At 60.8% G+C, this 13,761-nt stretch carries 11 protein-coding genes and 4 pseudogenes; 8 read left to right on the top strand and 7 right to left on the bottom strand.

Going from position 1 to position 13,761, the window contains the following annotated elements; genetic code table 11:
- Positions 1–130: 130 nt before the first annotated feature.
- Together ACVWY5_RS00835 and ACVWY5_RS00830 are read right to left on the bottom strand one after the other, a co-directional pair.
- On the bottom strand, positions 131–1,786 hold the full coding sequence (locus tag ACVWY5_RS00835) for a carboxylesterase family protein (protein ID WP_080667349.1): 1,656 nt from the start codon (positions 1,784–1,786) through the stop codon (positions 131–133).
- A 205-nt stretch (positions 1,787–1,991) separates the two neighbouring features.
- Positions 1,992–3,120 (bottom strand): annotated as a pseudogene (locus tag ACVWY5_RS00830) (IS3 family transposase).
- Positions 3,121–4,098: 978 nt separating this feature from the next.
- On the opposite strand from ACVWY5_RS00830, the gene ACVWY5_RS00825 reads away from it, so the two are divergent.
- From ACVWY5_RS00825 to ACVWY5_RS00810, 4 genes and pseudogenes are all read left to right on the top strand, one after another.
- Entirely contained in the window at positions 4,099–4,581 is a 483-nt protein-coding gene (locus ACVWY5_RS00825; RefSeq protein WP_321177631.1) for a hypothetical protein, read from the top strand.
- A 292-nt stretch (positions 4,582–4,873) separates the two neighbouring features.
- A pseudogene (locus ACVWY5_RS00820) lies at positions 4,874–5,379 on the top strand (GNAT family N-acetyltransferase).
- A 524-nt stretch (positions 5,380–5,903) separates the two neighbouring features.
- Entirely contained in the window at positions 5,904–7,619 is a 1,716-nt protein-coding gene (locus tag ACVWY5_RS00815) for a hypothetical protein (protein ID WP_321177198.1), read from the top strand.
- A complete protein-coding gene (locus ACVWY5_RS00810; RefSeq protein WP_321177197.1) occupies positions 7,568–8,731 on the top strand; it encodes a Ulp1 family isopeptidase in 1,164 nt (387 codons plus the stop codon). Before ACVWY5_RS00815 ends, ACVWY5_RS00810 begins: the two co-directional genes overlap by 52 nt.
- A 151-nt stretch (positions 8,732–8,882) precedes the next feature.
- Here ACVWY5_RS00810 and ACVWY5_RS00805 read toward each other — a convergent pair whose 3' ends face one another.
- Both ACVWY5_RS00805 and ACVWY5_RS00800 read right to left on the bottom strand, forming a co-directional pair.
- Positions 8,883–9,287, bottom strand: a complete 405-nt coding sequence (locus ACVWY5_RS00805) for a hypothetical protein (RefSeq protein WP_321177196.1) — start codon at positions 9,285–9,287, stop codon at positions 8,883–8,885.
- A 145-nt stretch (positions 9,288–9,432) separates the two neighbouring features.
- Positions 9,433–9,597 (bottom strand): phage head-tail joining protein, encoded by a 165-nt coding sequence (locus ACVWY5_RS00800; protein WP_321177195.1) that lies wholly within the window; start codon positions 9,595–9,597, stop codon positions 9,433–9,435.
- A 799-nt stretch (positions 9,598–10,396) separates the two neighbouring features.
- Here ACVWY5_RS00800 and ACVWY5_RS00795 point away from each other — a divergent pair.
- On the top strand, positions 10,397–10,708 hold the full coding sequence (locus ACVWY5_RS00795) for a hypothetical protein (protein WP_028337963.1): 312 nt from the start codon (positions 10,397–10,399) through the stop codon (positions 10,706–10,708).
- Positions 10,709–10,730: 22 nt separating this feature from the next.
- On the opposite strand, the gene ACVWY5_RS00790 is transcribed toward ACVWY5_RS00795, so the two are convergent.
- The gene (locus ACVWY5_RS00790; protein WP_080667351.1) at positions 10,731–11,090 is read right to left on the bottom strand and encodes a phage portal protein; all 360 of its coding nucleotides are present in this window, start codon (positions 11,088–11,090) and stop codon (positions 10,731–10,733) included.
- On the opposite strand from ACVWY5_RS00790, the gene ACVWY5_RS00785 reads away from it, so the two are divergent.
- The gene (locus ACVWY5_RS00785; protein WP_051376407.1) at positions 11,042–11,335 is read left to right on the top strand and encodes a hypothetical protein; all 294 of its coding nucleotides are present in this window, start codon (positions 11,042–11,044) and stop codon (positions 11,333–11,335) included. The two genes, ACVWY5_RS00790 and ACVWY5_RS00785, sit on opposite strands and share 49 nt — an antisense overlap.
- Positions 11,336–11,391: 56 nt before the next feature.
- Positions 11,392–12,431 (top strand): annotated as a pseudogene (locus tag ACVWY5_RS00780) (head maturation protease, ClpP-related).
- On the opposite strand, the gene ACVWY5_RS00775 reads toward ACVWY5_RS00780, so the two are convergent.
- The gene (locus ACVWY5_RS00775; protein WP_028352391.1) at positions 12,415–12,882 is read right to left on the bottom strand and encodes a hypothetical protein; all 468 of its coding nucleotides are present in this window, start codon (positions 12,880–12,882) and stop codon (positions 12,415–12,417) included. The pseudogene ACVWY5_RS00780 and the gene ACVWY5_RS00775 sit on opposite strands and share 17 nt — an antisense overlap.
- 169 nt (positions 12,883–13,051) lie before the next feature.
- Positions 13,052–13,447, bottom strand: a pseudogene (locus ACVWY5_RS00770) (recombinase family protein); the annotation flags it as partial.
- Between ACVWY5_RS00770 and ACVWY5_RS00765 the strand changes: the two are divergent.
- Entirely contained in the window at positions 13,440–13,706 is a 267-nt protein-coding gene (locus ACVWY5_RS00765) for a hypothetical protein (protein ID WP_310885204.1), read from the top strand. The pseudogene ACVWY5_RS00770 and the gene ACVWY5_RS00765 overlap by 8 nt on opposite strands.
- Positions 13,707–13,761 lie beyond the last annotated feature (55 nt).

Below are 13,761 nucleotides of genomic sequence, written 5' to 3'. Positions count from 1 at the left end.
CAAAGGCCTCGGAGACGGCGAACGTTGCCTGGCGACATGGCGCGTGCGGAGACACCTTGTCGGCCATCGTCGCAGCAATCTGGCGTAGCCGCGATACAGCGGGCGCGACATTACCGATCCGGGTTGTCAATCAATAAGGATTAAAATGCCAGCGCTCCCAGATTTCACGGCGTGACCGGTCAGGATCCGCAACCGCCTCAGAATCTGCTGACCACACCATCACGACGCGTTTGTTTGTGTCGTAGGAAGGCCATTCCGGCACGCCAGCGCCATTAGGGTCTCCCTTCTTTGCGAAATTCGTCCACGCGGTCAACATCTGATTAGCCAGCCGAGAGATTTCCGGGCCCGGGGCCTTCGACAGGGCAAGACCACCTGGAATTTGGCTGAAATCACCGGTGCCGAACATGAATGGAAGTTCAATTGAATGAAACGCCCCCAGCGCGGGCAGCGCAGGATCGAGATACTTTGGTGGCACATGCCAAGTGAAGCGATAGAGCCACACCTTGCCGCCCGAGGCCGATTGGCGCTCGGCTAGGTGTGTTGCCGGCTGCGTCATTATCACGTCATCAACCAGCGCCGCTTCGATTGTTCTTTGATCCGTCGTCCCGAGAACCTTCTCATATGTACTCAGGAGCTTGCGTTTCACTTTCTCCCGTTTCGCCTCTGAGGTGTTCCCTATGGAGGGTAACATAGAGAAGACATCGATCTTTGCGCCGAGATCGGTGTCTTCCACGTACGGATTGCGGAACTTGCTGTCATACATTGCCCAGTAGTTCATTTCGTTTGCATTCGTGCCAAGCATGATCCCAACATGCCTTGACGTTCCGGAGGCGAATGCTTCGGCAGGATCGAGGGCGACCCAAGAACCATCTGCGACGGGAGCGAAGAAACCATCCGGCTCACCAGTGGCCTGGGCCTGCAGCAATAGATCTCGAACGGGCGCCGTTTTGATCTGAGCCATGGTTTTCAAGGATCCAACGTCCATGACTTTTTTCACTGTCGCTTCCGCCGATCTCCTGGTGCGAATTAGATTGTAGGCCCCGCTTTGTAGGATCGCCCGCTGAAATGGTTTTTTGAGCGAGGGAGACACGAGGTGTGCGGCGATTGAGATCGAACCGGCCGATTCACCGAATACTGTGACATTATCAGAGTCCCCGCCGAGCGCCGTCGCGTTACGTCGAACCCACTCAAGCGCTGCGATCTGATCGCGCAGGCCGTTGTTGCCGCTACCGGAATAGGAGGGGTCGAGCGCACCTAGCTCCGCAAATCCCAGCAAGCCGATACGGTAGTTGATCGTGACGACGACCACATCCTTTCGCGCAACTGCTGCCCCATTATAAACGTCGGACGCGCCACCGGCAATGAAGCCTCCGCCGGGAAGATAGATCATGATTGGCAAATTCCTGACCTGCTTCGCAGGCTTCCAGACATTAAGGTAAAGACAATCTTCATCCTCGAACAAACGAGTTGTGACTCCGCCTACGACAACCTCATGCGCCATGGCCGCTTTGGGATAACTTTCGAGCGGATCCTCGATTTGTGGACATATTGTCCGATAGTTCGCTGCCGGAAGAATTCCTTGCCAATGATTAGGCAAAGATGGCGGGCGGAATCGCAACTCGCTCACCGGCGGAGCCGCGTAGGGAATTCCTTTGAGGCTCAGGATGCCATCCTCGATCACGCCCTTTGCCATCCCTCCCTCAAGTGTTACGCATTCGGGGCATGTTTCGTTTGATGCCCCTGCGACGGCACTTGTCGAGAACACCACAAATCTCAATAAGATCATTATGATTGACTTGGTTTGCACCGAACACTCCTGTATAGAGACGATGAGCCGGCTCCGCAAATTTGAACGAGGCGATAAGTGGAGTTTCTGCCTGACAGCGGGCACGCTGAGCCTGCGAATCAGGAGAGATCATGAGCAGACGACAGAGATGGTCTCGGTTGTCTGAACAGCAATTCCGCGCCGATAAGTGGAGCTTCTGCCAGAGTTACGCTGCCGCGCGGAACGGCAGCGGGTTGAAGTAAGCTTGATCCGGGGTGCCACGGTCAAGGCTCGAGTGGGGACGGGGCCATTGTAAAAGTCGAGGTATCGGCCGATCGAGGCGCGGGCGTCGGACACGGTGTCGTAGGCGCGCAGATAGACCTCCTCATATTTGACACTGCGCCACAGCCGCTCGACGAACACGTTGTCGCGCCAGGCGCCCCGGCCGTCCATGCTGATGGCGATGCCATGACTGGCGAGCACGCCGGTGAACGCGGCGCCCGTGAACTGCGAGCCTTGGTCGGTGTTGAAGATGTCCGGCTTGCCGTGGCGAGCGAGAGCGTCCTCCAGCGTCTCGACGCAGAATGCGGCTTCCATCGTGATCGAAACGCGCCACGACAGCACCCGGCGGCTGAACCAGTCGAGCACTACCGCGCGTGCCATCGGGATGTAGGTGATGTCCATCGCCCAGACCTGGTTCGGGCGTGTGATCTCGATCCCGCGCAGCAGATATGGATAGATCTTGTGCCCGGGTTCGGACTTGGTGGTACGCGGCCGGCGGTAGAGCGCCTCTATCCCCATCCGCCGCATCAGCGTTTTGACATGCCGGCGGCCGATCTTGCACCCCTCGGCAGCCAGCAGGTCTCGCAACATTCGCGAACCGGCGAAAGGAAACTCCAAATGCAGCCGGTCAAGCCGTTGCATGATCGCGAGGCCGGCGGGCGACACCGGACGTGGTAGATAATAGACACTGCCACGGCTGATCTTCAAAACTTCCGCCTGTTTCGTGATCGGCAGGTCGTGCTCACGGTCGATCATCGCTTTGCGCTCAGCAGGCCGGCTTTGCTGAGCGCGCCTTCTAAAAAATCGTTCTCCAGCGTCAGCTCTCCGATCTTGGCGTGCAGCGTTTTCACGTCCACCGCGGGCTCGCTCGTTCTGTTGCCACCGCCGGCACCAAATACCTCGGCCGCCGCTTCCTGAAGCTGGGACTTCCACTGCGTGATCTGGTTCGGATGCACGTCGAAATGCTCAGCCAGCTGGGCCAGCGTCATCTCGCCCTTGATCGCGGCTAACGGGCAGAAACTCCACTTATCGCCCTGTCCAGATTTCCGGAGCCTGCTCTGTGTCGACGACATCGCCATAGATTGACGGACCGTAGGGATCGCTGAAGGAAGTCCGGCCGTAGCCGCCGCCGAGGTGCCCGCCGGCCAATTTCAGTTCTGGCTCAAGGTGTGCCGCATTCGCTGCACGGGTTGCGATGAGCGCAATTGTCGTCGCTCCCAAAAGAAGAACTCCAGATAGCATCCAACACGTCCCTGCATTTTCTCGGTCCACGACCGGCGCCCTTAACTTATCGCGCAGCAAACCGTCGGGGCGGACCAGAGCTAACAGCGACGCACGCCGTGTCCGTCCGGAAGACCATCGCGCTGCGATTGGTGAATGATGCAGTGAACAGTGCAAGCCACGTGCCGAAGTGAATTCGTAGGCTCTGCAGGCACTTCGTCGCGTTGTGTGGCGTCAAGTTGCTGACAAATGGTCTCAATACCGACAGCCAGCGCAGCCTGTGCAATACGTGGCTTCGCGCTATATCATGGGCCTACGCCCACACGCACTGTTTCCCTCGGCTACCGGGACCAAGCACTCAAGATCGAACTGCTCGAATTGGACAAGGCCCGCGCCTGGCAAGGGCACGCCTGATGATCATCATCGATGCCCCCACTTCCACGCTGCCGTCGTCATCGGTCACAGCAACCGGGTGATCCGAACGGCTCCCATCCTCGCGTACATGCTCGGCTGGGATCGGGAGCGCGTGCTTGGATACGCTGACAGCAAGGGTTGGCGCGCGACGTGGGTTGATTGAGGTAAGGTAACGCGTGTGCCGTTTAAGGACCCCGAGCGCAAGAAGGCGTGGCGGCCGGCCTATCAATCGAAGAACTACGCGCAGACGGCTGCGTATTATGCGCGGAAGCGCGCCGACGGCATCCCGATCAACGCGCCTGTAACGTCAGCCGGGGAAAGACCGTTAGTTGTCTCGGCGCATTAAGCAACTGCAAAAGGCATCGCGCGCAGCCGCTCACTGTTACCGCATCGTGCGAAAGATGTGGGGCGCCGAGTTGACCGGCGAGTTCCGCAGGACGAGGCGTAAGGCCGACACCGCTGATCCCGGCAAGCGCAAACGCTATCGCGAGCGCTTGCGGAAGGAAGCCATCCGGTTGATGGGCGGCAAATACTTAGACTGCGGGTTCGATGACGAGCGCGCACTTGAGTTCGACCACATCGTGCCCGTGCGGCGCGGTTCATCTGGTGTCCGTCCTGGCCACGATTGCGGCGAGGCGCTGTATCGACAGATCGTAAGGGGCAAGCGCGAGGGCATCCAATTGCTTTGCGCCAACTGTCACGCGATCAAAACGCGAGAGCAAGATAGCTGCGACGGTCGCTTGCATCTTAATGTCACGTCCAAAAGGCGGCGTAAGGACCCGGAATGTTTCGTGGTTCCACCGGGGTGCATAAACGTATGCGGGATCGCGGGACCCGCGCACCTTGCACATATCTCGCGCTTTCCCTTTCGGCCTTTGATTGCGCTGCGAACCAGCTAGAAATCGGCCAGAAAACGCGAGTAAAATTGGCGCGGAAATGGACCACAAAGCCCCCGTTGAGCTGTGGCTCATCGGGCAAATGCGGCCTTAATCAGCGCAATTTGCGCCAGCAGTCGCCAAGGCTTGTTTTCCGAAAGACCCAAAAGACGACTTGAGTGTCTTTTGTCCGTGTTGTGTAGCGCCAGTGTTCGTCCCCTAGCGGAAGACGCGCGTATGATATAAACATGGCGTAGCATTCCTGCGGCGGCGGATTCTGCTGGGCGCATCGAACAAGAGGGAGCAACGGACCGATATGAGCAGGCCGCGTTGGCGTCCCGCCCGGGCGTCTGACCTTGCTGCGATCAGCGGGATGCACGCGCATCCATCCTGATCTGTTCGAGCGCCCCGAGGTGTTCGCGGAAAAGATTCGGCTTTGTCCTGATGGCGCCCGCGTGCTCGCCGCGGAGGAAGCGATCGTCGGCTACGGGTTCGCCCATCCCTGGAAGCAGCATCGGATTCCGCCGCTCGACGGCTTTCTCGAACGATTGCCTGACGATGCGGATTGCCTTCACGTGCATGACGTCGCCGTGCTGCCCGACACCCGCGGGGTGTGGCACGCGCGTATGTCGCGACGATCGAGAAACTCACGCGTTCGTCAGGCATTGCGGCTGTCGCGCTGGTCTCCAATCTACTCCACGCGACCGCTATGGGAATGTCTCGGATTTCGGCCCCGTCACGACGAATGCGGAGTTGAGCGCAAAGATCGCGTCCTACGACAAAGGCGCGACCTACATGCTCCGCAATCTCGGTGCAGGGTAGTGCCCGCCGCCTACTGCGTGAAGCCACGTGCTCCGAACCGGTCTCGGACAGACTCCGTCGAACAACCGCGTGTGCCGTTCCGGTCGCGCCTGGAAAATGTCCACGAAGCTCACATTGCCGAAAGTTCGAAGTTAAAGCTCAGAAGACGGCAAATCACGGATGCACTAGTGAGCAAGCCAGCCGTGGAAACATGGCCCGTTGACCGTTTACGGCCCTACGAGCGGAATTCGCGCCGGCATCGTTTTTGTCAGCCCGCAAGCGAGAGGGGCGGCAACCTATAGGCCACGCGAGGCACAGCCATGGGGGCTAGGACGCACCACGCAACCTTTTAGAGGGCCGCCCCTCAAGACTGCGGTAGGGCCCATGCTGGGCGCCCCCTACCGAGTCATGAGGTGCCACACAGACGCGCATAGCGCAAGCGGAGCATGCATCCTGCCCCAGGCTATACGAACGCTGCCTCGTCAGCTTCTTGAAAGGTTGCCCGCGTACGGGCCTGTTGAAGTGTTCTCGGACGTGAGGTTAGCTTGGCCCCGCACAATTTTGACCCATCCAATGTAACAGCGGGGTCGCAGATGCAGCGCGCCGTCTCGGAAGAGCCGCAGGCGGGGCAGGCCGGTCAAGAGGTCTTTGAGCAGCATTTGCGTGAGGCGGGCGAGGCCCACGTGGGAATTCCCTCCCGCGGGAGCCTATCGCGTTTCGATTATCCCTTTCTGTCTGACGTAGACCGCAACCTCATCCACTCGGTGTTCCAGGATGCCGTTGCGAGCGGGGGGTTGGGACCGGTCACCGCTGGAGGTTGCACCTCGGCTCTTGGTAGATTAGGGAATCATCTGGGGTCGCAGAGCGAGACGATTAACGAGCTCAATCACTCGTCGTTGGCCGCTCACGCTGAACAGTCATTCCCGAGGGACGCGAAAATGCGTCATGCGTTGAAGGCTCTTCAAGAGTATCGCGGCGGCACGGGTCATCTGATCAAGGCTGCGATGCAGGAGGCCATCAGGAGCCGGGGAGTGAAACCGGGCACCGCGAAAAATCACGCTACCGCTCTTCGCCAATTGGCGAAAAGTCTTGAGTCTAGTGGTGAAACGCTTGCTGGACTCGATCACGAGACCTTGCTTGATCGAGCTAAAGCGGCATTCCCGAGGGACAAGAGATTCCGTCCGGCGTTGGTTTCGCTTTCTAAGTATCTTGCTGCCGGCGATTCAGTTGGCCGAACTGGCGCCGGAGAGGACGCTTCCGGGGCGGACGGCTCTCGGCAGGCCGCCTCGTCACCAATGCTGGCTCTCGTTCCAGAAGAGCTCCGGCGGCTGTCGGATGATCGACCCGACGAGTCGTCGGTCATGGCTCTCCCGTCGCCCAGGTCAGGCGGGTTTCCGGCGGAAGTCTGGGACCTGTTCGATGATGCGGCCGAGGAGCCGCCGACCAATCCCGTGGAACTTCAGCGGCTGGAACAGAGCTTCCGCGAGGAGCTTCACGGACGGCGGGACGATCAACGCGTCCACTCAGGGCTGGCTTTCGATGCAGAACAGTTTCCTCCGGCGAAACTGCGGCGAGTGCTCAATCACCTGGATGATCGATCCACGCCTTCGCCAGCCTCCGTAGAACCAACGGAGTTTCTGCGACTGCAAGAGCAGATTCACAACGAAATTCAGCGGCAGCCGGATGATCAACCCAGCCGGTCATTCTTCGTCGATCAAGAAGAGTTCAATCTAGAGCAGTTCTCTCCAGGCGCGCCTCGGCGACTCCTGGATGTTGAACCCGCGCAGCCGCAAGTCCCCGTCAATCCAACGCACCTCAATGCAGGCGCTGGCGTGTTAATGCAGGCTCCCCTCGACGAATTGGAGGGGCCGCCTACAATGCAGCACAGCGGGCACGAACAACCTGCTGCACTGAACAGGAGCGGCGTTCTGGCGAGCGACGATAACCGATCGACCAGCCTCGTGATCAACACTGACCGCTACAGGGCGCTGTTTGTGCCTGCGGGGATGACGCGGCTGAGCACCCCACTCCATCCGCCTAGCGCCGCCAGTGGGTTCGGATCTCGATCGGAGAACGCTCCGCAGCCCAACGCGCTGTCGGGGAATCAAGCCTCCCCAGCACTGCCTTCACGCAGGTGGAGCGAGCCGCGCCGGCCTCCGAGAGGGCTGAGGCGGTATTCCCAGCGCTCGGCGAGACTTTTGATGCGTCTTTGTCCGTTCCCGAGGACTTCTCGCACGGCACCCAGCCTGCGCCGGGCATGATGCGGTCCAGGCTGGGCAGCTGGGGTCTGTTGCCGGATGTAGCAGAGCGGGTAAAGACCTACGACATTCGCGGTGAACGCTACACCGCTGTATTGGGACCGGGAGGGCCCGATGATATTCGGCTCGTTCACCTGCGGTCTCCCGCTATCGGCGATACATTTGATGTTTCGTTCGCCGTTCCCAAGGATTTTTCTCATCGCACCCAGCCGGCCCCCGACATGATGCTGTCGACGCTGGGCAAGTGGGACTTCTTACCCGTCGCGGAACATCCAATCATGAACTATGAGATCGGCGGCGAACGCTACACGGCCGTTTTGGGACCGAAAGGACCCAACGACGTTCACCTCATCCATCATCCTCAAGTTGCTGATGAAGCTGCGCCAACGGCTCCGTCAGACGTCTACAACGTCCTTGATTTGCCGTCCACACCGGAGGAGCTGCCTGATTACGCGAACTATCTGTCGGCGTTCCCGCGCATACACTCCAGTGCCGAGATCGGGGCGTCGGGTCCGGCGGACTCATCCCACGACCGCAGCGGGCCGGCTCTCGGCGCCACGGAATGGCTGGGCGACGAGCATATCCAGAGGGACTACGAGCTCCTGACGCAGGACTTGCAAATGAATGATCCGAATCTTGCAGCCCGAACGCAGTTCGTCGATCCTCTCATAGCCTTTCAGTTGAGTTGGGGCGCCGAGCGCGACGCACTCAGCGCATTGCAGCGCATCCTCTATGATCAGAATGGCAATGATGTAGCCGACTTCCTATTCCTGCCAGTGAACGATGCCAGTGTGACCGATCCTAACGGCACCCATTGGTCGCTGCTACTCGTCGATCGCCGCACGCGAGGAGAGCCGGTCGCCTATCATTACGATTCTGTCCAAGGACGCAATGACGGGCCTGCAGAACGGCTCGCAGAACGGCTGGGCGTGACTCTGCAGCGAGCCCGCATGGCTCCGCAGCAGAACCGCTATGATTGCGGCGTGTTCGTGGTGGACGGCACACGGGAGCTGGTTCGACGATTGGCGCAAGGAGAGCGGCCACAACACGAGCCGCTGCACCTCAACAACCTCGTCGCCAATCGGCAGGCACTCCGGGACCGGCTTAGGGGTTGATCGCGAGTGCGCCCGTCCGGCAGGCCGTTCTCCAGGGTTTTCGGCGGCGTTTCAGGACCGGCCCCTGTCGCCGCGAGAAAGCGCACGAAATCGGCTGAATGCAGGAGGACCTGTAAGGGTCGACCGCCGTTAAGAACGCAGTGAAGAGGGGTCACAACTGCCGTTGAGCGGCTAGAGAAGCGAATTCGTGAAGCACTCGCCCGCCTCGAACAGCGACCGCGCGGCCATCGATTGCAGGCCGTAGAAGCCGGCGAGGCCGTCGGCGTCGCACTCGTTCGGTCCAGTCGAGCAGTGCGGTCATCACCGCATCGCGTTGCGCCTCGATGGTGATAAGCGACGACGGCTTGATCCCGGCGCCGATCAGGTTGCCGACGAAATTCTCGGACGGCGGTCGCGTGGGGATTGTTGCGCAGCACGTCGCGGCGCGGGCGCTCAGCATGTCACCCTGCCAAGACATGATGACGTTGGACGTGACCGTCGCCGGTCGCCACGGCGCGAGCCGCCGGGCGGAGCGCGCCGCATCAAAGCCGGTCTGGCGCGGCGACCCACCCAGCATTGCGGGTGCCCGTCGGATCGGCTTGATTGCGTCGACGGCGCCTTGACGCGATAGCGCGGCTTGGTGGCGGCGACGACGGGCATGGGTCGGAGACCCTTGTTCCACGGCGCGACCATGCGGAACGTCCGGCGCGCCTTCACGCCGCTCAGATCGCGTCGATCCCCGCGAGGATTTCGCGCAGTTCGGTCAGCGAGCGATATTCGACCGACTTGTCCGAATAGCTCACCCGCTCGGCGCCGGACGCAATCGCGGTCAACAAATCCTGCTGCTGCTGTTGCGTGAACGTCAGCGTGCCCGGTTTCTTCGCCATGGCTCACACGCCCAAATAGCCGACCGCACGATCCGGCGCGGCGCACGCGGGAAATTCCGGTGCGTCGGCGCCACGTCATTTGGCGGTGGTGGGTTCTCGTTTGTCCTGGCGAGCGCCTCTCGCTCTCGCGGCAACCTTGAACGACATCGACCAGATAAAACTGGTCCTTGCCCTGCTTCTCGATCCAACCCTCGCGGGCGAGTTGGCGCACGCGCTCTGCCGAGACCCATGAGGAGCCGCCCGGCAAGATTGCTCGTCAGTAGTTGACCGGGCCCGCTGGTGCGGCTTGGCCGCCCGGGGAGCCAGAAGCCTCGCCGGGATCGGGGGCCGCCCTGTGAGCCCCCTACGGGCCTTTGCGGAGGCGCCGTGCCCCTTTGATATTCCGCCATTCTGTGCCTCGAAAATCGACCCGGAGGATCTTCCAACCACCGACCAGTGGCCAAGATCTGGGCCACTTCGCCGGGGAAGTGGCCCAATACCGGGCCGCCGCCGGTCTCCGCCGGGCGCTGCCGATCCAGCCACCCGGCCTCGATCGAGACCCTTCGCAATCCCGCGCAAGGGTTCGGATTGGAGACCACATGGTAAGCTTCACCCTGACATTCGCGACGGACGGCGTGGCGTTTGAGCATGACGCTGGCGCCGAGACCGCGCGCATCTTGCGCGATGCGGCCCGCCGGATCGAAAGCGACCCGGCGCCGCAAGGCACGGTGCGAGACATCAACGGCAACTCGGTCGGCTATTGGCGATCGAGCATCGCGCGTGAGCCCGGCACCGAAACTCTCTCTCGGTCGCGCAAGCGATGGCGATGCTCGCGCGCACCGACATGCTCGATTTCGAGAAGGCCGATTGGGATATGTTCGCGGGTTGCGAAACGGCCAGCCCGCTGATCGGCTACCGGAACGATTATGTCATCGTTATCGATGACGATACGCTCATCCGCTTCCGCGCCCGGCGCGTCGAGGACGGCCTATCGGTGCCGCTGCAAATCCAGATGCTGGAGAGCGAGATGCTGCCCTATTGGGACAATCGCATCGCGCCGAACGGCAACTACGTGATGAACCGCGATCCGCGCGTTTGGTTTCCTCGGGGTCGTAGCCTTCGGCCTCGATGACTCGCTGCGCGACTTGAAGCCGCTATCGACCGCGAGCTTCTGAGCTTCTCGGCTTGCCGGTCCTTGAGCGGGTCGAATGACGCGGTGCTGGCGGCCTCAGTCTCGTTGCCCGGCTATGCCGACGATCAGCGCAACTGACCAGCGCAGCCGTCACTAACGGAACGCCCCGGACTTGGCCGGGGCGCGTTGCTCGAAAGATGTGGAGGACTTGATCGGCGGGCACTCTCACCTGATCGGTATTGAGGCCGCCTATCTCGATCGGCCCGTCGCCAGGATGGTTGACAAAAAAATCCAGTATGCGACGCGCCGCCCGATGAAATCGAACTCGACGCCGTGGAACGCGAAAAGAAGCTCGGCCTCGACTTCCCGATCCACGGCGCATCGGCGACCCAGCCCACCGATCCGAACGCCGATCCTGCCGCGCAGATCCGCAAGAGGTCGCCGACGAGACCGCCGGCGATCCGCCCGACGACAATCAAGCCGCAGCATAGGAGCATGACCATGCGAAGATGGTTCTCGATGAAGAAGACCGACGATACGACCGGCGAAATCCTGATCTATGACAAGATCGGTCGCTCGTCTGGGGCGAGGATACGATCTCGGCGAAGGACTTCGACGCCGAATTGAAGGCGCTCGGCGACATCACCCAGCTTGATCTGCGCATCAACTCGCTTGGCGGCGACGTGTTCGATGGCGTCACCATCCACAACACCATTCGGCATCATCCCGCCAACGTCACCGCCTATGTCGATGGCATCGCGGCCTCGGCGGCCTCCTACATCGCCATGGCGGCCGACAAGATCATCATGCCCGCCAATTCGTTCCTGCTCGTCCATGGCGCCAGCGGCTTTTCTTCGGCAATGCCGATGACATGCGCGCGATGGCCGATGATCTCGACCGGATCGACCAGTCGCTGACCGCCACTTACGCTAACCGCAGCGGCAAGCCCGTCGAGGACGTGAAAGCGCTGATGAAAGAAGACCGCCTGATGTCGGCGGACGAGGCGAAGGACTTTCAATTGATGGATTGTGCCAGAGACGCGGGTTTTTGCGCCGCGGCGGACAATTCGGCGATGGTTTTCTGGCCGTGCATCAACGCGGCGACCGCTTTCGCCAGCGCGGTTTCGCCATTGCCATTGCGACCGCCGCCGGATGGTCGAGCGACTTTCTCTTCGGCCGCCCTGGCGGCGCCACCCTGGCTGAGATCGAGATGCAGCTTTGCGATCCCGGGCATGTCGTTGAGACGGCGCAAAACCGGGCCTAGCGCGATCTCCTCGACCTCGATCATGATGGAAAATGTTTTTGGCATCGCGACGGTCCTCCTTCTTCGTTTACGGCTCAATAATCGCTCGCGCCCGACCATCGAGCGTCGTTTCGATCTCAGTTGTCGGTTTGCGCGATGGGCGGCCACCTTGGCGCAGACATCCGCAAGATTGTGTCAGCCCCGCCTCAAATTACCGCCGTCAACAATGATCCGCCCGCCGCGCCGACAAACGCATTCGCAGAGCCACGAAGCCCGCTTGCAGCCTTCAACGAAAGCAAGAACCTTTAATCGCCCGGACTGCGCGCCGGTCAGGTCAATTCGCCCGACGGTGCGCCGGTTTTCGTCGGCGAAGCAATTGCATGATCGTGCCCGTCCATGCAGCAGAAACGGCGTGGACCGAATTGAAAGCTGGCCGCAATCGCACTTGCAAAGCCAGATCGCATTCAAACGGCCAGAGTGATAGCGATCCGCACTGCCCATGTTTTCCAAGACGGTGGCCGCCCAACTCTTTCGCCCATCAGATTAGCTCGGTTATGAACCGCAGGCTTCGTCGCTTGCCCGTCCCATGCATGACGGAGGCCATCGACGACCTTGGCGAGATTGTATTGCCGCTCCATGCGCCCGCTCGTGACCTCATGCCATTGCCCATCCTCCGACATTGAGGGCGGGAGAATCGTCAGAACTTCTTGCGAGTCGAACCTGATAAGAGCCGCAATGTTGTCCTCGCCGCGTCGCGCAAGATACGCGCGAAATTGTGCCGTGCGATGTGCAGCAGGAAACTGCGGATCGATCCAGCACTGCAAAACCTGAATGTGCTGTTCGTCGCCTGTCTCGTTGTGCCGAATGGTGACGAAGTCGGGGAGGATATCGACGACGATATGAGAACGATTCGGCCGGGATTGGTCCGTCATGTCGTCATTGACGAGCCAGCGGCAACTCCAGACGCCGCACTCCAACGGCATCCGATGCGTGTGATAGACCGCGCAGCCCTTGTGGAATTTCTGAAATTTGCACGCGACGCCCGCGCCCATCTGCAGGGCGGCGGCACCGGCAATAGCCTACAGTATAGCCGACAGTCTCAAGCAGGCGGTCGTTGACAAGCCGCGGATCATAGGCGCCGTCGGGATCGATGACCAACGCCCCGGCGAGGGCGCATAGGTCGATCAAGTGATGCCAGTCGCGTCCATTGCGCGCCAGCCGCGATGCCTCAATGCAATAGACGGCACCAACGTCGCCCGAACACACCATCGCCACAAGCCGCTCAAATCCGGGCCGCTGAGTGCTGCCGGAACCTGAGCGGCCAAGATCGTCGTCAATGACCGTCACCGATTTAAATCCGGCGGCTTCCGCGGCCTGCGCCAAGTCATATTGCCGCCGCTGGCTTTCGAGATTCCCCATGACTTGGGACATCGTCGATTGGCGAACATAGACGACGGCGACGCGGCTGAGGTGATCAGGCGTGATCTTGATGCTCATGATCACCTCCCGTCATCTGAACGGTCTCGACGCCTGCCGCCTCCAGCAGGAGATCGGCGAGCGCCTGGATCAGGCCTTTGGGATTGGCGCCCAGCGGGTTCTGGGGAATCCGATGCCCCAGATCCAGACCCAGTTGCATCGGTTCGCGATATTGGTGTTTTCTCCGCACGTCCTTTCTCCCTCTTCGTTGAAGGAAGGGATCGTGCGCCCGACGCCTGAGTCGTGCCGAGAAGCTTCAGAACAGCAGCAAATTCGTTGAGCCCCTCAATACTGACCCGCGGCGGCCCAAGCGCCATGCCGGCACAGTAGCTTTC

Source organism: Bradyrhizobium sp. USDA 3256 (genome assembly GCF_054058275.1).
The sequence above is the reverse complement of the archived record's forward strand: the minus strand, read 5'-3'. Positions and strand labels throughout refer to the sequence as shown.

Bases quoted from the DNA above. Each gene is read 5' to 3' on its own strand.
- ACVWY5_RS00800 (WP_321177195.1), bottom strand. From the start codon at position 9,597: ATGGCGAAGAAACCGGGCACGCTGACGTTCACGCAACAGCAGCAGCAG.
- ACVWY5_RS00775 (WP_028352391.1), bottom strand. From the start codon at position 12,882: ATGACGGACCAATCCCGGCCGAATCGTTCTCATATCGTCGTCGATATC.
- ACVWY5_RS00790 (WP_080667351.1), bottom strand. From the start codon at position 11,090: ATGCGCCGTGGATCGGGAAGTCGAGGCCGAGCTTCTTTTCGCGTTCCA.
- ACVWY5_RS00765 (WP_310885204.1), top strand. From the start codon at position 13,440: ATGCTCATGATCACCTCCCGTCATCTGAACGGTCTCGACGCCTGCCGC.
- ACVWY5_RS00795 (WP_028337963.1), top strand. From the start codon at position 10,397: ATGGCGATGCTCGCGCGCACCGACATGCTCGATTTCGAGAAGGCCGAT.
- ACVWY5_RS00835 (WP_080667349.1), bottom strand. From the start codon at position 1,786: ATGATCTTATTGAGATTTGTGGTGTTCTCGACAAGTGCCGTCGCAGGG.
- ACVWY5_RS00805 (WP_321177196.1), bottom strand. From the start codon at position 9,287: ATGCTGGGTGGGTCGCCGCGCCAGACCGGCTTTGATGCGGCGCGCTCC.